The organism is Spiroplasma endosymbiont of Labia minor (genome assembly GCF_964019845.1).
Lineage (GTDB): Bacteria > Bacillota_I > Bacilli_A > Mycoplasmatales > Mycoplasmataceae.
The window spans coordinates 640,080-662,594 of sequence record NZ_OZ026465.1 but is presented as its reverse complement, the minus strand read 5'-3'; the positions used below and the strand labels follow the sequence as shown (position 1 = coordinate 662,594).

17 protein-coding genes and 5 tRNA genes are annotated in these 22,515 nt (G+C 25.2%); 19 read left to right on the top strand and 3 right to left on the bottom strand.

The window, feature by feature from the left end:
* Positions 1–235: 235 nt before the first annotated feature.
* Positions 236–946, top strand: coding sequence for a hypothetical protein (locus tag AACK85_RS03420; RefSeq protein ID WP_338969364.1), 711 nt, complete (start codon positions 236–238; stop codon positions 944–946).
* Positions 947–969: 23 nt separating this feature from the next.
* On the opposite strand, the gene AACK85_RS03415 is transcribed toward AACK85_RS03420, so the two are convergent.
* Positions 970–1,509, bottom strand: a complete 540-nt coding sequence (locus tag AACK85_RS03415; RefSeq protein WP_338969363.1) for a cob(I)yrinic acid a,c-diamide adenosyltransferase — start codon at positions 1,507–1,509, stop codon at positions 970–972.
* Positions 1,510–1,521: 12 nt separating this feature from the next.
* Positions 1,522–1,980 carry a peroxiredoxin gene (locus tag AACK85_RS03410; protein ID WP_338969362.1) on the bottom strand — a complete coding sequence of 153 codons (459 nt, stop codon included), beginning with the start codon at positions 1,978–1,980 and terminating at the stop codon, positions 1,522–1,524.
* A gap of 251 nt (positions 1,981–2,231) precedes the next feature.
* On the opposite strand from AACK85_RS03410, the gene AACK85_RS03405 reads away from it, so the two are divergent.
* From AACK85_RS03405 to AACK85_RS03355, 11 genes are all read left to right on the top strand, one after another.
* Positions 2,232–3,470 (top strand): hypothetical protein, encoded by a 1,239-nt coding sequence (locus tag AACK85_RS03405; protein WP_338969361.1) that lies wholly within the window; start codon positions 2,232–2,234, stop codon positions 3,468–3,470.
* 149 nt (positions 3,471–3,619) lie between these two features.
* Complete coding sequence (locus AACK85_RS03400; protein WP_338969360.1) at positions 3,620–4,945, top strand: ATP-binding cassette domain-containing protein; 1,326 nt, start codon at positions 3,620–3,622, stop codon at positions 4,943–4,945.
* A gap of 139 nt (positions 4,946–5,084) precedes the next feature.
* A tRNA-Thr gene (locus tag AACK85_RS03395) sits at positions 5,085–5,160 on the top strand.
* Positions 5,161–5,184: 24 nt separating this feature from the next.
* Positions 5,185–5,268 (top strand) — tRNA-Tyr (locus AACK85_RS03390).
* 357 nt (positions 5,269–5,625) lie between these two features.
* The gene (locus AACK85_RS03385; protein ID WP_338969359.1) at positions 5,626–6,081 is read left to right on the top strand and encodes a hypothetical protein; all 456 of its coding nucleotides are present in this window, start codon (positions 5,626–5,628) and stop codon (positions 6,079–6,081) included.
* 693 nt (positions 6,082–6,774) lie between these two features.
* Positions 6,775–6,849, top strand: a tRNA-Gln gene (locus AACK85_RS03380).
* Positions 6,850–6,853: 4 nt separating this feature from the next.
* A tRNA-Lys gene (locus AACK85_RS03375) sits at positions 6,854–6,929 on the top strand.
* A gap of 22 nt (positions 6,930–6,951) precedes the next feature.
* Positions 6,952–7,040: transfer RNA gene (locus tag AACK85_RS03370), tRNA-Leu, on the top strand.
* A gap of 164 nt (positions 7,041–7,204) precedes the next feature.
* Positions 7,205–7,891 carry a DeoR/GlpR family DNA-binding transcription regulator gene (locus tag AACK85_RS03365; protein ID WP_338969358.1) on the top strand — a complete coding sequence of 229 codons (687 nt, stop codon included), beginning with the start codon at positions 7,205–7,207 and terminating at the stop codon, positions 7,889–7,891.
* Positions 7,892–8,042: 151 nt separating this feature from the next.
* Positions 8,043–10,268 carry a PTS transporter subunit EIIC gene (locus tag AACK85_RS03360; RefSeq protein ID WP_338969357.1) on the top strand — a complete coding sequence of 742 codons (2,226 nt, stop codon included), beginning with the start codon at positions 8,043–8,045 and terminating at the stop codon, positions 10,266–10,268.
* A gap of 52 nt (positions 10,269–10,320) precedes the next feature.
* A complete protein-coding gene (locus tag AACK85_RS03355; protein ID WP_338969356.1) occupies positions 10,321–11,265 on the top strand; it encodes a 1-phosphofructokinase family hexose kinase in 945 nt (314 codons plus the stop codon).
* A gap of 93 nt (positions 11,266–11,358) precedes the next feature.
* Here the strand turns inward: AACK85_RS03355 and AACK85_RS03350 are convergent, their stop codons facing one another.
* On the bottom strand, positions 11,359–12,084 hold the full coding sequence (locus tag AACK85_RS03350) for a lipoprotein (RefSeq protein ID WP_338969355.1): 726 nt from the start codon (positions 12,082–12,084) through the stop codon (positions 11,359–11,361).
* A 162-nt stretch (positions 12,085–12,246) separates the two neighbouring features.
* Here AACK85_RS03350 and rpmG point away from each other — a divergent pair, with 162 nt between their 5' ends.
* From rpmG to AACK85_RS03315, 7 genes are all read left to right on the top strand, one after another.
* Positions 12,247–12,393, top strand: a complete 147-nt coding sequence (gene rpmG, locus AACK85_RS03345; protein ID WP_338969354.1) for a 50S ribosomal protein L33 — start codon at positions 12,247–12,249, stop codon at positions 12,391–12,393.
* A gap of 121 nt (positions 12,394–12,514) precedes the next feature.
* Positions 12,515–13,594 (top strand): Xaa-Pro peptidase family protein, encoded by a 1,080-nt coding sequence (locus AACK85_RS03340; RefSeq protein WP_338969353.1) that lies wholly within the window; start codon positions 12,515–12,517, stop codon positions 13,592–13,594.
* A gap of 22 nt (positions 13,595–13,616) precedes the next feature.
* On the top strand, positions 13,617–14,300 hold the full coding sequence (uppS, locus tag AACK85_RS03335; protein ID WP_338969351.1) for a polyprenyl diphosphate synthase: 684 nt from the start codon (positions 13,617–13,619) through the stop codon (positions 14,298–14,300).
* Positions 14,287–15,441, top strand: a complete 1,155-nt coding sequence (locus AACK85_RS03330) for a phosphatidate cytidylyltransferase (protein WP_338969350.1) — start codon at positions 14,287–14,289, stop codon at positions 15,439–15,441. The genes uppS and AACK85_RS03330 overlap by 14 nt, the downstream gene beginning before the upstream one ends.
* Positions 15,441–16,583, top strand: a complete 1,143-nt coding sequence (dxr, locus tag AACK85_RS03325; RefSeq protein WP_338969349.1) for a 1-deoxy-D-xylulose-5-phosphate reductoisomerase — start codon at positions 15,441–15,443, stop codon at positions 16,581–16,583. Before AACK85_RS03330 ends, dxr begins: the two co-directional genes overlap by 1 nt.
* Before the next feature lie 4 nt (positions 16,584–16,587).
* The gene (locus AACK85_RS03320) at positions 16,588–17,982 is read left to right on the top strand and encodes a site-2 protease family protein (protein ID WP_338969348.1); all 1,395 of its coding nucleotides are present in this window, start codon (positions 16,588–16,590) and stop codon (positions 17,980–17,982) included.
* Positions 17,983–17,994: 12 nt separating this feature from the next.
* A complete protein-coding gene (locus AACK85_RS03315; RefSeq protein WP_338969347.1) occupies positions 17,995–22,494 on the top strand; it encodes a PolC-type DNA polymerase III in 4,500 nt (1,499 codons plus the stop codon).
* Positions 22,495–22,515 lie beyond the last annotated feature (21 nt).

The following is a 22,515-nucleotide window of genomic DNA, read 5'->3' as shown; positions in this document are numbered from 1 at the left end:
TGTGTTAAACACTGTAAAAATGAGTAATTTTATAGTATACTTATAGTATCTGAATGAGATAATTAGTAAATAGCCCCATTTAAATTTGTTTAGCCCTATCAAATAAATGATTTTATTTATTTTAATTCTTAGATAATATTTTACTTGTTCAGATCCATGCGAAAGAACCCTGCCCGGGTTCTTTTTATATGTAAATATGTTGTAAAATAAACATTGAAAGTGAGAGAGCAATAAAATGAAATATAATAATTTAACAAATCATATCAATATAGATGCTAATAATCATTACTATATTGCTCAATTTGATAAACATAAAATACCACAATCAATTGATAATAAAATAAGTGAATATATAGATAAAAACAATATTATCATGCTTCCAACTGTGACAACAATTTTAGATCTTGATTCACCGTATTTTAAAAATTATGTGCCAAAGAAAAATTTGGAAATTGCAATAAATAGGGGAATACAAGTACATGAATTAGTGGATGAAGCCATAAAAAAACGTAATGGTCCAAAAATTAATACTCCAAATAATGAAGATGTTGATAAATTTCATATGCAATTGGTGAAGAGAATAATATCTGAATTAAATGCTATTTTATATACCTATAAAATATCTGAAATCTATTCAGAACAATCATATTTTTACTCAACACATATTGGTACGTATTTAGGAACAACAGATATATTATTAAAAACACAAACAGATGGATGAATTCTTATTGATTTAAAAACTTCTAGAACTAATCATATTGAAAGATATACAAAACAATTAAATTTGTATAAAACAATGATAGAAGAGGCAAATTCAAATATTAAAATTACAAAATTAATGGTAATAAATCCAAGAACTGAAATTACGATAATAAATATTAATATTATGAATCAAAAACAAATTAATCAATTAATTAGTTTATCAAATCGGATAATTGATAATTAATTTATTTCAAATAAAAAAAAGCATTAGAATTCAATGCCTTTTCTTGCTAAAAGTTTTTTTGTATTATAATAATGTTTTTCTGCACTAACTATTGAAATTAAATCAGCATATTTAAAAAATTCATAATCTATACTATGTCCAGAAAACATCAATTCAGTATTTTTGTGATCTAATTGTAATAATTTAATTAGCTTATTTTTTGATATTAATTTTGCATCATAGCAACCAAATAATTCATCTATGAGAATTAAATCATATTGATTTGATGAAATTAAATTTATTAATACATTGATACCGTTTTCCACTTCTTTTTTTAGCGTTTTTAATTCTTCTTCATTAATTTGATTTGTGAATTTTGTTGATGAATTGTAAAAATCAAATAAATCAATTTCTGATTTAAATTTATTTTTGATAATATTTATTTCACCTGTTGGTCAATTTTTTAGAAATCTTACATAGGCAACTTTTAAATTATTACCAACTGCTCTCAATAATGAACCATTTAAGATTGAAGTTTTCCCTCTACCATCACCAAGATAAAAATGAGTTTGTGCGTTTATCATTTTTTTATGCAACTAGTTTTTAATGTACGTTAAAACTTCATCAATATGTTTTACAGGTTCAACATTTCTGAATTCTTTAACAACATTTCCACTATTATCAATAATAAAAGTAGATCTAATCGTTGCATTTTCTATATTTTCACCATTTGAATCTGTTCTAGTTCCTAAAACATTAAATTCTTTATGAATTTTATCGTTTTTATCTGATAAAAGAGGGTATTTTAATTCATATTCACATGAAAAATCATAATTTTTTGTAATTTCATCTCTTGAAATTCCTGCAACTGTATAATTTAAAGTATTAAATTCATTGATATGTTTATTGTATGCTGCAACTTCTAGAGAACATCCAGATGTAAAAGCTTTTGGATAAAAAAATAATACTAAACCTTTTTTGTTTTTTAATAATTCAGCTCAAGAAATAGTTTCATTTCTGTCTGTTTTAAATGTTTCATTTAAATTAATTTTCATATTTTCACCTCGTAATTATTATATTATTTTTTGTATTTTAAATAAAATATTAATGAAATATCTTAGAACAAATTTTTAGGTAATAATTAAAATAGGTTGTATTTTATTTTTAAATGTGTTTAAATAAGTATACAGGGAAGTGATTTTTTACTGTGTATAAATTGTAATGATTTTAAAATAAGAATATAAGACAAAATAAGAAAGGAAAACTAAACACATTTTTAATGTGTTTAGTTTAATTTGTGCATGTTATGCGAAAAATCTTATTACTACTATTTTCAACAAGTTTTAGTGCAACAAGTGTGCCAATAGTTACAGATGCAATACAACAATATAAAATTGATAATGGACATATTGTTGATGATAAATATAGTTTAAATTCTTTTCATTTAGAAAAATTTAATTCGATATTGTCAAAAAGTATGTCAGAGGATGAAAAAATTCAAAAAATTGTTCATGATGGAATTAACGGCTTGTATGATCCAGAATTTCAATCAGATTATGGTTATTTTGTAACTTCTCTGAATGAATTACCAGATACATTTGATATTAAACACAATACTTGTGATTTATCAGATAATAAAGCACAGGATTGTTCATTATCTGTCTATGCAAAATCAACAAATCCAATGTTTTCTGGTTTTGTAGATTTAAATGTAGATATTAAATATGAAATGAATGTTGATTGAACTGCCATTGATAATTTAGTTCTTCCTTTATCAATTAGTATTGATAAAGAAGATCCATCAATTAGTGATATCAAAAATAACGAATCAACAATTTATAAAGAAATTATCTCGCAAATAGAAATAATCAAAGATGATAATGTTTTAATTGATGCATTTAATGCCTTAAGTTGACAAATTACATATCCAGATCGCATTATTTCTGATGGTAATGGTATTTATAAAGTTAACAGCGTTGCTTTTAAAGCAAAAGGGAATGAAGAATATAAAGATGCAGCTTTTAATGTTAATGTAGTTGTGTATGTAAATAGAAATAATGTTGAATATGATTTTGACTACGATACAATGTTAACTTCTGCATCTAACTGATCAACACCAAACGAAGAAACTTCTACAAGTGGTTTTAAAAAAATAGCAGATATTTCTAAATTGACAGAAAATCATGCAAATAGTTCTATTTATGATATCTTTAGCAAATTAAAAATAAATTTTAAACAAGATAATAAATTAAAATTTTGAAATTTTGATGGTGTGTTAAATTATGAAATAGATTCTAAAATTTTAGAAATGACAGATGTTAAAAAATCAATTGATGGTAATGAAAAAGTGATAATAAATATTGCATCTGGATCTGGTCGTTCAGGTTTAGCATATTGAGAAACACAAGTATCTGTAATTTTTAAAGTTGAAAATAATGTATTATACGCAAATCTAGAAAATAGGGTCAAAATTAAAATAATTAGTAGTAAATCACATTCAGCAAAATTAGAGTATGGGATATTAAATTTTGAGTTTGTAAGATAAAATTTAATTGAAAAAGGAACTATTTTATTAGTTCTTTTTTATTGGTATAATTATAAAAATAAGAAAAGAGGACTGATTAAATGTACACATCAAAATAGTTATTTTGTGAATAATTAATTTTGCTATCTTCAAAAAGAGGAGATGGTTATGTGATACAAATCAGTAATTTAAAACTTTCTTATGCTGATCAATTTATTTTTGAAATTAAAAATTTGAATATAATGAATGAGAAAACAGTTATAGGAATTATTGGCAATAATGGAACTGGTAAAACTAGTTTTGCCAAAATAATAGCAGGTTTAGAAAATTCATATACAGGTATTTTTAAAAATACCTTTACAACATTTTATCTAGAACAAAATTATTTTAGAAGTAATGATGTTAAATTAAGTGGTGGTGAATTTTGCAAACAACAAATAATAGAAATTTTTCAAAAGCAATGCGAATTATTAATTTTAGATGAAGTAACAGTTCATTTAGATTATGATAATAGAAAATTTTTAATGAATTCAATAAGAAAATTTAAGGGAATTATATTATTAATTTCACATGATCCAAATTTAATTGAAGAAACTGCAACTGAAATATTAGAAATAGAAGACAACAAAATTAATTTATTCAAAATGAACTACAATGCATATTTATTTGAAAATGAAAATTTAACTAAGCAAAAACAGCTTTCACTTTTTCATTACAAACAGCAAAAAGAAAAATTAGAAATGAATATAAAAATGCAAAAAATTAACTCACAGAATTCAGATCGAAAACCAACTAGAATGAGTGAATCAGATGCAAGATTAATTAGTAGTTATAATTATCAAGGTAAAAAAAATGTTGACAAAAATTTGAAATCATTAAAAACAAAATTAAATAAACTAGTAACTGAAAAACCTATTTATGAATTCAACAAAAAAATATCTTTTACATATGGTCCCATTTTAAAACAAAAAAATATTATTTATTTAGAAGAATATAATTTTAAGATTTCAAATAATGATAAAGTATTTATCTGTGGCAATAATGGTATAGGGAAAACCACTTTATTGAATAAAATATATCAAAAATTAGAAAAAGAATATAAAACAGATATTTCTATAGGTTATTTAAAACAAAATATGGATGATTTTTATTTAAACTATACTGTAGTTGAGTATTTAAAAGAAATGTCAACAGATAATATAAGCAATATAAGAGGTTTGCTTTCGCAATTTAAGTATTCAGAAACAACATTTCATAAAAAACTAGTAAATTTATCAGAAGGTGAAAAAATTCAATTGCATATATGTATTTTACTTACCAAAAAAACAAATGTTTTGTTATTGGATGAACCGACAAATTATTTGGATATCAAAAGTATTGAAATGTTTGAAGAAGCAATTAAGCAATATGATGGAACAACTATAATTATTAGTCATGATCAGAATTTTATAAAAAAAATAGGTGGTAAAATTCTGTATTTAAAAGAGCCAAATTAATGGTTCTTTTTTGTTTAAAATATTTAAATTTATTGATTAAATTCTTATTTTTTATTAAATATACTATATAATATTTAAGGTTTTCAGTAGTAAATTATTGAAATAATATAGTTTATTAAATAACGTATAAATTATATTTGCTGACTTAGCTCAGTTGGTAGAGCAATTGACTAGTAATCAATAGGTCGGGAGTTCGAGTCTCTTAGTCAGCACCATTTATTAATATATTATTTTATAATGGTGGGGTAGCGAAGTGGCTAAACGCGACCGGCTGTAACCCGGTTCCTAACGGTTCGGGGGTTCGAATCCCTCCCCCACCACCATTTGAATATAAAAAATTCCAAACAAATGTTTGGAATTTTTTATAAATTAATATATTTTAAAAAAATAATTCTATTTTTAATTTTCAAATGTAAAGAGTGAAAATTATTTTGTTTGTAGTTGTCTGATATTATTAATCTGTTGTTGCAATATGTCATAAATAACACAAATAATTGAATTTGGACTCATATTTTAAAAAAGTGATTTATTTAAAAATAATCATTTATAAATAAATTATTAAATATTGAAAAAAGAAACACTAAATTTATCAAATCAATAGATACATTTAATTACAAAAAAATTATCAATATCGTTTAAATTTAACAATTTCTGAAATTTTTAATAATATTGTTATGTAATTGTATGGTTTTGATTTTCAAGAGCAAATAAGATTAAAGAAATGTTCTGATGAATTAATAAAAAGGGATGTAAATGTAATAATTAGTAATAATGATACAAATGAAATAAGAAAATTATATAGTAACGATGATAATTACTTAATTTTAGAAGCGAAAGTTCTAAAATTAATAGTGGTAAAGGTTGCGTCAAGAATAAAAACTAATGAAGTTATAATAATTAGTAAAAAACATGTATCTGACTTAAATATAATATATGCACCTAAAACACCAATTCAGGCAGATGCAATTGACAGTACAATTACTAAAATACTTACTGATTTGATAGAAGAAAAGATAATTAGCATGTCTGAACTAAAAAAAGATTATTTGAAGAATTATGATGATAGACAAGTTGATTATTATATAAATGCTTTAAGATTACTAGATTTAATTGACGTTTACAAAAAACTGATATAAATGAAAGAAGTATAAAAGCAAGTAAGTAATATATAGAATTACAGAAAAAAATAAATTTAATAAAGTAAAATTTAAAAAACATGTATATGAAGTATTTGAAATTTTTGGCTTTATTCAGAGAGATACAGAAAAAATTATTGAATTATTGCAGGCCTTTGGATTTTCAACTTCCACAAGTGAAAGACGAGTTAAATCAATACATAAATGACTAGAAACAATAGATCAATATTAATAAGAATATTTTATTAATTCATAATAATAGTTTTACCTCTACAAAAGTTAACAAAATATTTAATAGTAAACATAAAAAATAAATTGATTTTTATTCACGCAATTTGATTAAAAACAGTAAGTGTAAGATTTGACATCAATAATTTGATTATTTATCTTGAAAATGATAGTTGATATATTTAAATCAATTTTTATTTAATTATTATATGTAAAATAAAAATATTTTAATGATTCATTAATTCACAAATTTATTTTATGATTTATCAATTTAATATAATTTGTTCAAATTAATAAAAAAACAAAAATAATTTATTTAAGACTAATGTTACAAATTATATATAAAATAAAATTAATGTATAAAATTTATTTATTTATATTGCAAAATTAAACAAAAAATACTAGAAATCTAATAAAATTCATGTTAATATTGTCTAGGTCATATTTGACACAATATTAATAAATTGGGCTATAGCCAAGCGGTAAGGCAAGGGACTTTGACTCCCTCATGCGCCGGTTCGAATCCTGCTAGCCCAGCCATATTGTCTCGTTAGCTCAGCCGGTAGAGCAACTGGCTTTTAACCAGTGGGTCGCAAGTTCGAATCTTGCACGGGACACCATTTTTTATATTGGATTTTTTATCCCCAGGTGGCGGAATCGGTAGACGCACTGGACTTAAAATCCAGCGGGCTTTATCGCCCGTGCCGGTTCAAGTCCGGCTCTGGGGACCATTTTAAAATTTAATTAATCTTTAAAAAACGCTTTAAAAAGCGTTTTTTTGTTATATCAAGATAAAGTAAATATTTTGCCATGAAATAAAAAAATTTAATTATTGATAATTGCATTTAAAATAAAAGAAAAGAGATAAAATTATTCTAATTAAGAAGGCGATATTTTGAAAGATAAAAGAAGAACTGAAATTTTACAAATTGTAAATAAAAAAGGTTTTGTAAAAAGTATAGATTTAGCTAGACAATTTAAAACAACAATTCAAACAATTATTAATGATATTAATTCATTAGAAATAGATAATTTAGTTGTTAAAGTGTATGGTGGTGTTAAATCAAAGAAAATCATTAATAATGAATTAACAAATGAAGAAAAAATGACAATTAATGTTGAAGCTAAAAAAACAATTGCAAAATTAGCTGCAAATAAAATAGTTGATGGCGATCTAATTTTTATCGATACCGGAACAACAACACTAAAATTGTGTCAATATTTAATAGATAAAGATGTGACTATTGTAACAAATGGTTATTTGATTGCTAGAGAATTAATTGAAATGGGTAAAAACTTCATAATTTTAGGTGGTGAAATTAGACCGGGTACAGGTGCAATTATAGGTTCAATAAGTATAGAAATGTTGGAAAAATTTAAATTTGATAAATCCTTTATTGGAATTAATGCTTATGATAGTGAAAAAATTTATACCACAAATTTGGACGAGGCAATATTTAAACAACATGTAATAAATAATTCAAAAAAGAATTATGTTCTTGCAGACTCATCTAAAAAAGATAATGTTTCTTATGTTGTAATAGATAAATTAACTAAAGTTGAAATTATTAGTGAAAATTAATTTTTAAACTTATTTAAACTTTTTTAAAAATACTTAAATGTTTTAAATTTTTTGAGTTATCATAAATACAAGTGAACGACTTTTCTAGTTGTTTCACGTTATTTATAATTTTAGAAAAATTTAGTTTTTTAAAATTTTTAGAAAGGTAAAAATGTCAAAAAATTTAAGAGAATTAAAACAAGATAAATTTATTGATCAAATTTTAATTCAAATTGGCGGAATTATGAACATTAAAGATGTTTATCATTGTGCTACGCGTATGCGCTTAACTTTAAATAACAATAATCTTATAAATATAAATGACTTAAAAAAAATAATTGGCATTCAAGGTGCACTTTGATCTAATGGTGAATTGCAAATAATCGTTGGCGCACAAGTTTCAACAATAACAGAATTGTTAAAAGAAAGAATGTCAGAATCACATAATAACAGTGAAATTATCAATGCAAATACAGATGAATTAATATCATTTGCAATTAATGCAGATAAAAATCAAATTGATAAAAAAATACCATTATGAAAACGATTTTTTAAAACAATATCTGCAATATTTGGGCCAATGATTCCATTTTTAATTGGTGTTGGTTTAATTATGGCATTACAACAAATCTTAATCCAAATTGGCTTAATTGTTGATGCAACAGATACTGTGAAAAATTCAAATCCAGATATTTTTTCTCAAGTAGTTTCTGTCATATCATCAACTGGTTTTAAATTTATGGGTGTAATTGCTATGTGATCAACTGTCAGATATTTAGGTGGTAAACAACAAATTGCACTTGCATTAGGATTGATTATGATTGCGCCATCAATAATTTTACAAATTCCAGCTGATGGAATTAAAATGTTTAATATTGGTTCAATAGAAATTCGTTTTAAACCTTTTTATTCAACAATTCTAGTTTTTATTGTGATTGGTATTATTTTAGTTCATGCACAAAAACTTATGGATAAACATTTTAATAGTGTGGCTAACTTTTTATTAAATCCATTTTTGTCTTTATTTTTAGGAGGATTACTAGCTTTCTTTATTTTAGGACCAATTATGGGTATTTTAGAAAATTGAATATTAAGTGCCTTTAATTGATTTATGAAAATTCCTTTTGGAATAGGAACTTTAATTGTTGGTTTATCTTGACAACCTTTAGTTGTTTTTGGAATTCATAATATTCTATTTTTAGCCGCTACCATGGATTTATCGGTAAATAATAATCCATCCTTATTTTTAGCTGCAGCATTTGCAGCTGCATGAGGACAATTAGGTGCTTCAATTGGAGTTGCCTTACGAAGTAAAAAAATAGTAGATAGATCTGCTGCAACTGCTGCAGCATTGCCTGGTATTATTTCAGGACCTACAGAATCTGTAATTTATGGAATTACATTACCAAGAATGGTTCCATTTATTACAGGCATTATTGCTGGCGCAATTGGTGGATGAATGGTTGGTTTAATGGACTTACGTTTAGACACACTTGCAGCTTTGGGTGGGGCAATTGGATTTATCGCATATCATGGTGATCACTTATGAAAAGCACTTGTCATTGATTTGGCAACATTTGCTTTGGGTATTATAATTACTTATTTCTTTTATAAAGAAACAAAAACAGAACAAGAATTAGCAAAAAAATCATTAAAATCATTAAATAATCAAGAATTTTTAAAATTAGATATCGATTTTGAAGCTCAGGGTTTATTAAAATTAATCAATAAATCAAAAATTAAATTCTGAGATAAAAATATTAAAAAAGAAATTAAAAATTATATTTTAAAACATAAAGATAGTTTAATTACTTTAAATGAAAAATTAAAAGATAAATTTGATAGTGAAAAATTTGAGTTGAATATTATAGCTTCACAATTGAAAGAAATTAAAACACCAAGACAAGAACAAATAAAATTAATTTATATTGAATTGCAAAAACAAATTAATGAATTAAAATCTATTTCATCAAAAACTAATTTGTTTTTGAAAAATAAAGTTAGACTAGAAAATATTCAATTTAAATTGGATAAAATAGATGAGAAACGAAATGATAAGCAAATGATGTTAGTTCAAAAAGCTCAAAAATTAATTAATAGCGGCAATGATAGAAACATTGCAAAGGGAAATGAATTAATTTTGAAATCGAAATTAGTAAGTCAAAAAACACTTAATAAAATTCATGAATTAAATGAAAAACTCAAAAAATATAGTGCAGAGGTCGATTTGGAAAATTCAAAATTGACACAAATACTTGAAGTTTTTTATCAACAAATTGCAAAATCAATAGATGAGATTGCAAGCATAAAAAATGAAGATTTAAGTGGAGTGAAAAAAATGTTTGAAGATGATATTTTTCATACAGTTATTAGAGAAAAACAACAAATTAATATTTAATAAAAATAAATAGTAAAAGGGGAATGACTATTTTTTGATAGTCAAATAAATAATGACAAAAAAAATCTATGTACTGACTCTTTCACCAGCTTTAGATTATATTTTAAAATTTGACGATTTTAAAAAGGGAAAAACGAACAGACCAATTACAACAGATATATATGCAGCAGGTAAGGGGATTCATGTTTCAATGATGCTAAATGTACTAAATCAAGACAATGAATCGATAATTTTTATAAATGGTTTAATGGAATCATTTTTCTTGAATGATTTAAATAAAAGCAAAATAAATTATAAAAAATTTAATTCGGCTCAAAATATAAGAATTAATTTAAAAATTATTGATGATTCTCAAACAGAAGCTAGTGCGAAAGCTCCAGCAATAATTAGTACAGAAATTGATAAATTAAAATGATATTTAGATGAAGTTTTAACAAAAAATGATGTCTTAATAATTAGTGGAAGTTCACCAGATAATTTAGGAAATTATATTTATAAAGAACTTGGTGCAATTGCAAATAAAAATACTGCTTTATTAGTTATAGATTCATTTGGAGTATTATTATTAAATAGTTTAACTGAAAAGCCTTTTTTGATTAAGCCAAATCTTGAAGAGTTAGAAACTACTTTAAATGTAAAGATTAATAATGATGAAGACTTAATTTCAGCTGCAAATAAACTAATTCAACTTGGTACACAAAATGTCTTAGTTTCAAAAGGAAATAAAGGAGCAATTTTAATTACTAAGGATAAAGTTTTTTCAGCTTCAATTCCAAAAACGATCTTTAAATTGAATAACGCTGCTGGTGCTGGTGATAGCATGCTTGCTGGTTTTATTCAAAAATTTATTGAAACAAATGATTTTGAAAAATCATTTAAAACTTCAATTTTGTGTGGTAGTGCAACTGCTTATTCAGAAAGAATTGCTGATGCAAAAATGATTGAAATGATTAATAAATTTGAAAATACAATTAATATTAAGATAATTGATAAATAGACATAATGATAATAAAATTTGATAAATACTATGAATTACAAAATAAAATGGCACATTGAACAAGCGCCATTTTATTTTGTAAAATTATTTTTATTAAGATGTACTTTTTTTGTTATCTTCTCTTGGGTTTCAATCATCATGAACAAACATATTTGAAATAGTTGTAAATCAATCGTCTATTAATTGATCATCATTATTTCCTGTTGTTGATTCATCTTCCATTCCGTTTGTAACACCAGCAAGTTTTCCATTTCGAATAATAACAAATAATGGTGTAGATTCAATAGCTGATTTAAAATCTAAAGAATCATAAAAACTATCATTATCGCCATATCTAAAATCATCTATTATTTTTTGTCTAGCTATCATTCCATCAACTAGTCAATCAACTAAGTTGCTAGCTCATTTTTCACTTCAAATAGTTGAATAATTATCTGATTGAAAATAATGAAACAATAAATTACCTTTTAATTCTTGACTGTAATTTGAATTATAATCATCACTAATTGTTTTGCTTTCTGCAAGTTCTTCATAATCTTGTTGAGTATTATATCATTGGCTAATTATTGTGTTTGAATTTGCATCAATTCTTGTATTTATATTTTTTTCAAATTGATCTAAATCACGATTGGCAAAAACTTTATCAAATACTTGACAATGAGGGCAATCTTTTGCACCAACATAAAGTATAAATGATTGCTCTTGATTAATTCATTTTTCAAAATCTTTGAAATTAGTATTTGATGAACAAGAGACAACACTAACAGTTGTTGGTGTTGTTAAAGTTATTGTTGCAAGTAAAGTTAGCATTTTTTTCATTTAAGTAAAAATCCTCCTTGAAATTCAATTAATCTTAATTATTTTACACAAAAAAATGAAAAAATAGGAGATATTTATAATATTTTTGATATTATAAATATGCGTGTTTTGGTTGAAAAATACTAAAAGTCTATACAAAACATAAAGGAGTTTGAGAGAGTTATGCCAAGAGAAGGTGTCATTTTACGTTGTACAATTTGTAAAAATGAAAACTATATTGCAAAAAATGATAAACGTAAAGAAAAAATTGAAGTAAATAAATATTGTAAAAAATGTAATGATCACACATTACATAAACAAAAAAAATAATTCATTTTTTAAATAAACCACAAACAAATTGCTTGTTTATGGTTTTTTATTTTCAAATTCAAAATCTGCCATTATAAATTGTGTTATATTATAAAAGTACGAAAGAGAGAATATGATTTTTATGTCTAGAAAAGAACAAATGCAAGAAATTTTGTCAAATAATAACATCGATGCTATGTTATTGTATTCAACAGAAAATAGATATTGATATTCACGTTTTCCATCTAGTTTAGGTTATTTATTAATAACTAAAGAAAAAACTTATTTGTTTTTGGATGGTAGGTATATAACAGCTGCCAGAACATTGGTTGATTTGCAAAATGTGGATGAATTAATTGAATTTGGCAGTGGAGATAAATCATTATGAAAACAATTCAATGAAAAATTGCAAAAACATAATGTCAAATCATTAGGTTATGAATCAGATTGACTAGTTGTTAATCATGTTGAACAATTAAAAAAACAAATTATGGCTAATTTAATTGCTATTAATTTAGAGACAATTAGAATGATTAAAGATGATTGAGAAATTGCAAATATTAAAAAAGCTTGTGATATTACAAATGAAGTGTTTAAAGAGGTTTTATTATGAATAAAGCCTGGTATTGATGAAAAAGAATTGGCGAGATTTGTTTCAGATTCTTTTTTAAAACATGGAGCGCAGAAATTATCGTTTGATACAATTGTAGCATCAGGTGAAAATGGAGCAAAACCACATGCAGTGCCAACAGATAAAAAAATAGTTGCTGGTGAATTAATTACTTTAGATATGGGTTGTTTTTATAAAGGATATGCATCTGATCAAACAAGAACCTTTGCCATTTTAAACGTTAACAATCAAAAATTGCTGGAAATTTACGACATAGTTTATCAAGCTCAACAAAAAGGTATAGATGCAATTAAACCGGGAATTGCTGGAAAAGAAATACATCAAATTTGCGTTGATTATATTGCAAAACAAGGTTATGGTGAATATTTCACACATGGTACAGGCCACGGTTTAGGTTTACAAATTCATGAAGAACCATACAATAATAGTGTTGATACTAAGTTGTTGCAAACTGGTATGGTTGTTACTGTAGAACCTGGTATATATATTCCTGGTATTGGCGGAGTTAGAATTGAAGATGATATTTTGGTTACAAAAACAGGCCATGAATTCTTAACAACAGCTATAAGAACTTTGCAAATTGTTAAATAAAAATTTTATAAGGAAGATTTAAATGGAAATTCCAAATCATATAGCAATTATTTTAGATGGCAATGGTAGATGGGCTAAAAAACAAAATAAAGCAAGAACTTATGGTCACAAAATCGGAATGCAAAATATTGATGAAATTGCCAAAGAAGCCTCTAATCAAGGTATTAAATATCTAAGTGTATTTACATTTTCAACCGAAAATTGAAATCGATCAAGTGATGAAATTAATTTTTTAATGACTATGCCAGAAATTATGTTTAATGAAAATCGTATTGAGTTTTACAAAAGAAATAATATTAAAATTATTTGAATTGGCAGAAAAAATATAATGCCAAGAGAAACAATTTCATTTTTAGAAAAGGCAATGTTTGAAACTAAAAATTGTGATGGCATGATTTTGACAATACTTATGGATTATGGTAGTCAATGAGAAATAGACACGGCTTTAAAAGTAAATAGCATAAAATCTTATGAAGAATTACGAGCTAAAATGTCAACCAATTTTTTACCAAATGTAGATTTATTAATAAGAACTGGTCAAGAAAAAAGATTATCAAATTTTTTGTTGCTGCAATCATCTTATGCAGAATTATTATTTTTAGATGTGTTTTGACCTGAATTTACTAACCAGAATTTAATTGATTCAATAGAAGACTATAGTAAACGCAATAGAAGGTTTGGAGGTGTTATTAATGAAAAAAACTAAAAATGATTCATTACAAACAAATGAAAATGAAGATTTCAATAATAATATTCAAAATACTCTTGAAAATAATGATTCTGACTCCAATGTTGGTAGAAATAGATTTAAAATAAAAGAAGTTCAACACACATTAAAAGTTAGAACATTATCAGCTGTGGTTTTATTGATTTTATTATTTTCGTATGTTGCATCTGGCGCAATTTATACAGATGGTATTGTCCAAAATTTAAAAACACCGTTATTAGAAATTGCTGCATATGTATCAATTGTTATGTCAATGTTTTTAGTTTCAATATCAACATATGAATTAAATCATAGTTTTGATTTTAGAAAACCTTGAATTCAAGTATTATCTATTGTTATTGCAAATATTTGATTTTTATTCCCAACTTCTTTAGCTATGTCTAGTTATCATCCTTATAATTATCTTGAATTAGATAAATGATTTCAATGATGAATGCCAGTAATTTTAGCAATTGTAATTTTAGCGATTTATTTATTAATTGCATGATATGTTAATAAACAAAAAATTATTGATGGATTTTTTTTAGTTGTCTTAGTTTTTGTCATTGTCTTTGCTTATAAAGGATTTTCAAACACTGAACTGGAACTTGTCATACCAAATAATAGTTCTAGTCCATATGATGCAAGACATTGAAAATATGGATTTAATACAATTTTATGAGCATGATTAATAATAATTTTTACAGATACATTTGCTTATTTTGGAGGAATGACTTTTGGTAAACATAAAATGGCTCCGGTTGTTTCACCTAAAAAAACTTGAGAGGGAACAATAATTGGTGTTACCACATCAACTATTGCTGGATCATTATTTGCAATTCTACTTTTAGTATTTCCGTTACCAAACGATGCACTTTCTCATACTCCGTGATCAGTACCAATAAAAGCTTTTAGATCAAATTCTGGTGTTGTTGCAACTTGTTTAATTTATGTTGTATTCTCACAAATTTTTGCAGTCGTAGGAGTTTTGGGTGATTTATTATTTTCTTTAATTAAACGTTATAAAAAACTTAAAGATTATTCTAATTTAATTCCTGGACATGGAGGAGTTTTAGATAGAATGGATTCCTTTACATTAGTTTTTTTTGCAATGTTTTTTATTGAACTGGTAATTAAATAATGAAAAAAAAGGTGATCATTTTTGGTGCATCAGGTTCTATTGGAACGCAATGTATTGAAATATTAAATCAATTTGAAACTGAATTTGAAATTATTGCTGTCAGTGTTTTTGAAAATCAAGAATTTTTAAAAAACTTTTTGGACACTAATAATGATATTAAATTTGCTTTTACAAATAAAAATTTTGTCTATGAAAATAATTTTTCAAATATAAAATTTTGAAATGAAAACATTATTAAAAATATTCCACAAGAAATAGAATTTGATTTGGCTATTAATGCAATTTCTGGTTTTGCCGGTTTTGAAATTAGTCTATGAATTTTAAATAAAAATAAAACTTTATTGCTTGCAAATAAAGAATCACTTGTTGTGGGTGGACATTTAATAAAAGAACTTTTAAAACAAAATAAAGAAGCAAGATTATATCCAATTGACTCGGAGCATGCAGCAATTTGACAATGTTTAGATAAAGAAAATAAAATTGAAAAAATTCTTTTAACAGCTTCTGGTGGAAATTTTATTGACAAAACAATTGATCAATTAAATGAAATAAATTATGAGGATGCATTTAAACATCCGAATTGAAAAATGGGCGCAGAAATTACAATAAATTCTTCAACTATGTTTAATAAGGCATTAGAAATTATAGAAGCATATCATTTGTTTAACACAACAGATATAGATGTTTTAATTCATAAGCAATCTATTATTCATTCAATGGTCCAATTTTCTGATAAATCAATAATAGCTCAATTATCAAAACCGGATATGAAACAAGTTATAAATTATTTTTTACATTATCCAAAACGTAAAAATTATAATCAAGCTAGTCAATTGGATTTTGACAAATTAATTAATCTTACATTACAAAATATAGATGTTAAAAGATTTAAACCAATTTCATTTGCAAAACAATGTCTAACTGAAAATAATTCTTCTGCAATTAGTTTGAATGCAGCGAACGAAATAGCTGTTCAAGCATTTATTGACAAAAAAATTTTATTTAAAGATATTACAAATATTGTTGAAAAAATTTTTTTATTAACAAAACCAAAAAAAATTACAGACTTTAAATCAATTTTAGAATTTGATTTATTGATAAGAGAGCAAACAAAGAAAATAATTATTGATAAGGAGTGATAATTTTATGAGTGCTGGAATGATTGTTTTAGCTTTTTTTATTGGAGTTATTTTACTTTTTATTTTAATCACATTACATGAACTTGGACATTTCGTTATTGCAAAAATTTCTAAAGCATATGTTTATGAATTTGCAATTGGATTTGGCCCTAGAATAATTACTTGAAAAGGAAAGGAAACTTGAGTTTCAATTAGAATTTTTCCATTAGGTGGTTTTTGTTCTATCGCATCAGATAAAGTTGATCCTCCATTAGGACGAGAAGAGGAAGATGAAAAAATTCCAAGTGAAAGAAAAATGGATTACATTGCAAGATGAAAAAAAACATTTTTTATAATTGGTGGACCTTTAATTAATTTTTTTGTAGCTTTATTTTTAATCACAACTATTTTTTCAATTACAAAACACAAAACTGATGACATGTCATTTTTTGGTGCAACATATGGGCAAAATCAAATTGTTTACAATTTGATTGATGATACAATTAAAAATTCAAACCCAAATTCAACAGACCAAATTAATCAACAATACGTTATTTGAGGTTGAGAAGTAATTCAAACAATTTATAACAGTCAAGCGACAAAAGATGAACAACAAAGTAATGCAAATAAAATTGATAGGGGGGGTGTTCGTCAAGACAGCGAAAAAGTTTTATGAAATAATATTGAAACAAATAATGAAGATGTTTTTGCCTTGAATGATAATTTCGAAATGATTAATAAAATTTCATCAACTAAAGCAGCAACTTATGAAAAAACTGTTTACAATTTTATAAATAATTTAGGTTTTAAATTAGAAGAACAAGATTCAAATATTTATAATACTCAAATAAGATTTATGATTAAACATATAAATAAATACGATGGTATTGTCGATAGTGAATATGATTATCAAAATAAAAAAAGAGACTTCTTCATTACAGAATGATCTTCATATTATGATCCAAATGAAGTACAAACAAATTATAAAACAGAATTTAGAGAAAACAATTCTGTTGGAATAGCTGCGCCAACAAGATATTTTAGTTCCTCACTAAATGCATATGGTTATGGCTGAAAAGATACTTTCATGCAATCTGTTTCAATTTTGAAATCTTTTGGATTAGTTTTCACTGGAAAATTTAATATGCTTGCAGGACCAGTTGGAGTTGCCTCTCAAACAGCAATGAAAATTCAATCTGCAGAAAAATTCTTTTTATATGTAGCTGAAATTTCAGCAAATTTATTTATTCTTAATATGATTTTTATTCCACCACTAGATGGCTACAGATTTATTGAAAATATTATTGAAATGATAATAAGAAAAGAATTACCACATAAAGTTAAAATTGTTTTATATTCTGCTGGTGCAATATTGTTTGCATTAGTCTTTATTGGTGTAACAATTAAAGATTTATTTTTATAAGGAGAGAAATTAATGGATGAATTATTGAAAGTAGTATTTAAAAATTATGATCTATCGCTTACACCTGATGAAGAAAAATATTTTCATTTTGCAACAATTGCAGAACCTTATTTTTCTAAAACAAAAAATAAACTTGTCTTTATATTTAATGTTAAAAATTTTTTGCCAATTGAATTAATTGGAAAATTGGAAAATTCATTTAAATCAAATTCAAAAATTCCAGCTTCAATAAAAATTAATGTTGAAAATAACAATAATCTAACTGAAGATATCTTATGAAATTTTATGATTTATATTAAAGAAAAAAAAGCTGAAGTTAAAGATGGTTTTGTACAATTATTAAATAGAAATTCTTTTGTATATGATGAAAATAATAAATTAATATTAATTAGTACAAAAAATAAAACCGTTAATGATTTTTTAGAAAAACATAGAGAATATTATTCAAAAAAATTTATTAAATATGGTTTTAAAGATTTGCATATGAAAATTATTTTGAATGATCATAATTCAAATGATTTGTTGGAAAATTATATAGAAGATTTAAAAGAACTTGAAAAGAAAAATTCGAATCTTATGAAAAATAAATCTTTTACAATTGAAAAAAAAGATAGCAATTCACAGGCAGCATTTTCTAGACCACAAAAAAAAAGTAATTTAGGATTCAAAAAAAAATTAGAAACAGAACCACCAACTTATAAAAATTTAGATGATTTAGAAAATAACGTTCCAAACATTATTATCCATGCGCAAGTATTAAAAAAAGAAGCAAAAATTTCAAAAGCAGGAAGATATTATGTTAATTTAGTTTTGACAGATAATGTATCTTCTATCTTTGCAAATTTTTTTGCAAAAAATGAAGAGCCAACTTTATTTAATGATTTTAATGATGAACAAATGCAAAGTGATTTTTATTTGAAACACAAAGATGATTTAGTTAAAGTTGGAGATTGATTAGCTTTTTCTGGAGACATGCGCTATTCTGATTTTAGACGCGAAAATGTTTTTTATATTTCTAATTTTATAAAAATAGATGAAAAAGTTGAAACACATAATCGTTTTGATAATGCAAAAGAAAAAAGAGTTGAATTACATACGCACACAAAAATGTCAACACTAGATGGTGTAAGTAGTGCAAAAGATTATATAGAAACAATTGCAAATTGAGGTCATAAAGCAATAGCAATAACTGATCATTTAAATGTACAAGCTTTTCCGGAAGCATATGAGTCTTTGAAAAAAGTAAATTCAAAACTTGATGAAGATAAAAAAATTAAATTAATATATGGCTCGCATTTAAATTTATTAAATGACGAAATTTGATATGTTAAAAATTCTTTATCAGAAAAAATAGATGAATCAAGATTTGTTGTTTTCGATTTAGAAACAACAGGATTATCTCCAGAAGAAGATGAAATAATAGAATTTGGAGCTGTTGTTGTAGATTATAAAACAGGTATTAAAGAAAGACACGATATCTTAATAAAACCAAAACAAAGTCTAAGTAGATTCACAACAGAATTAACAAATATAACAAATGAAATGTTGAGTGACAAAAAAAGCATTGAAGAAGAATTTGCAAATATTTACAATATTATTAGTAATGGAATTTTGGTAGCTCATAACGCAAATTTTGATATAGGGTTTTTACAATCATATTGTAGAAAACTTGGTTATCCACCACTTGAAAATGGAATGTTAGATACTCTAACTTTATCACGTGTTATTTTACCAGAACTAAAAGCGCATCGACTTGGTGTTGTTGCAAAAAAATTAGGTATTTTTTATGATGATTCAATTGCTCACCGTGGTGATTATGACGCTGAAATTTTAATGAATGTATTAGAACATTTATTGCAACATATAAGAAAAACAAATACAGTTAAAACTTTTGATGATTTAAATAATTTAGCACCAAAAGATATGCATGATAACCTTAATTTTAAACGTAATAAGGGTCATCATATCACTGTGTTGTCTAAAAACCAAAAAGGTTTAAAAGAACTTTATGAATTAATTTCAGTTTCACATGTTGAAGATTTTTTTAATTCACCAAAAATTCTAAAATCACACTTACTAGAAAAATACACATCTGGAAATTTAATACTAGGTGCAAGTTGTCTTGATTCAGAAATTTTTGATCAAGTTATGACGGGATCATATGAGACTGTTAAAAATAATTTAAAAAATTATGATTACATTGAATTGCAACCACTTAGCGCATGTCAGCATTTATGACAGCGTTCAGATGTAACAAAAGAGAGATTTCAATTTTTTGTAAAAAAATTAATTGCACTTGCAAAAGAGGAAAATGTAAAAGTAGTTGCATCATCTGATGCACATTACACTGAACCATCGTTGGCAAAAATAAGAGAAGTGTATATTAATACAAAAGGACTTGGCGGAGTTCCTCATCCATTATTTGATTATCGTGGGCGAATAAAAGATTATCCAGAAAATTATTTACGTACAACAGAAGAAATGTTAGAAGAATTTTCATGATTAGATGACGAAAAATTAATTAAAGAAATTGTTATTGAAAATTCAAATTATATTGCTGATCAAATTGATAAAGACATAATTCCAATTAAATCAGGTTCATATCGACCAATTATTGAAAATGTAGATGAATTGCTTCGTGATGAATGCTATAAAAATGCACACAAAATATATGGTGATGTTTTACCACAAATTGTAGAAAAAAGATTAGAAAAAGAATTAGATTCAATTATTAAACATGGTTTTGCAGTTGTTTATTGAATATCGCATAAATTAGTTGAACGTTCATTAAATGAAGGTTATTTAGTTGGTTCCCGAGGTTCTGTTGGTTCATCTTTTGTGGCAACAACTGCAAAAATTACGGAAGTCAACCCATTAAAAGCACATTATATTTGTGATCAATGTAAATATTCAAATTTTGATACTCCACATGGATTTAAATGTGGGTATGATTTACCAGAAAAAAATTGTCCAAATTGTAATGCATTATTGCGAGGTGATGGACATGATATTCCCTTTGAAACTTTTTTAGGTTTTGATGGCGATAAAGTCCCAGATATAGATTTAAACTTTTCTAGTGAATATCAACCAAAAGCGCATAATTTTACTAAAGAAATGTTTGGTGAACATAATGTTTTTAGAGCTGGAACAATTTCTACAGTGGCAGATAAAACTGCCTATGGTTATGTAAAAGGATATTTTGAAAAAAAATATGGAATTGACAATTTACCACGATCTGTTGAAATAGAACGAATTGCTGATTTGGCAACAGGAGTTAAAAGAACAACAGGACAACATCCGGGTGGAATAATTATTTTACCAAAAGAATATTCTATTGAGGATTTCACTCCAGTAAATTATCCAGCAGATGATAGTTCATCTACATGATTAACTACACATTTTGATTTTCATTCTATACATGATAATTTATTGAAAATGGATATTTTAGGTCATGTTGATCCAACTGCACTTAGAATGTTAAAAGATCTTACAGGTGTTGATCCAATCAAAATTTCAATATCAGATAAAAAAGTATATTCATTATTTTCATCACCACTTGAATTAGGAATAGAACCAAATCAAATTCAAAATGAACAAACAGGAGTAATAGGTATTCCGGAATTTGGTACACAATTTGTTAGAGGGATGTTAAAAGAAACTAAACCAAAAAATTTTGCAGACCTTGTTCAAATTTCTGGTCTATCGCATGGGACAGACGTTTGATTAAATAATGCTCAAAAACTTATTCGTGAAGGAACTGCAAATATTTCTACTGTAATTGGTTGTCGTGATGATATTATGGTTTATTTAATTTCAATGAATTTGCCATCAAAAGAAGCATTTAATATTATGGAATCTGTTCGTAAAGGAAAAGGTTTGACTACTGAAAATATTAAATTATTAAAAGACCATGATGTACCACAATGATACATTGATTCTTGTTTAAAAATTAAATATATGTTTCCAAAAGCACATGCTACCGCATACGTTTTAATGGCATATCGAATTGCTTGATACAAAGTTTATTATCCAGCAGAATATTATGCAACATTTTTTTCAACTAGAATAGATGCAATGGATTTAATCAAAATTTGTGCAGGATTTGATGCTATTAAATTACATATGCAAGAAATAGAAACTAAAATAGCACAAAATAATCCTGTGACACCAAAAGAAAAATCACTAATTACAACATATGAAGTTGCCTTAGAAATGTATGCACGTGGAATTAAAATGGAAAATATTGATTTTAATTTATCTGCAGCTTTGAATTATACTGTTAAATTAAATGAAGATGGTATAAAATCAATAATTCCTCCCTTTGGTTCAATTGATTCACTGGGTGAAGCTTTGGCAAATTCAATTGTTAAGGCAAGACAAGAAAAACCAATATCATCAATAAATGATTTAAAAAATAGAACACAAGTGACTCAAACACAAATGAAATTATTTGAACAAATGGGTGTTTTAAGTGCATTATCAAATGATGAACAATTAACATTTAATTTTTAAAGATTATGCAGTTGCTATGCA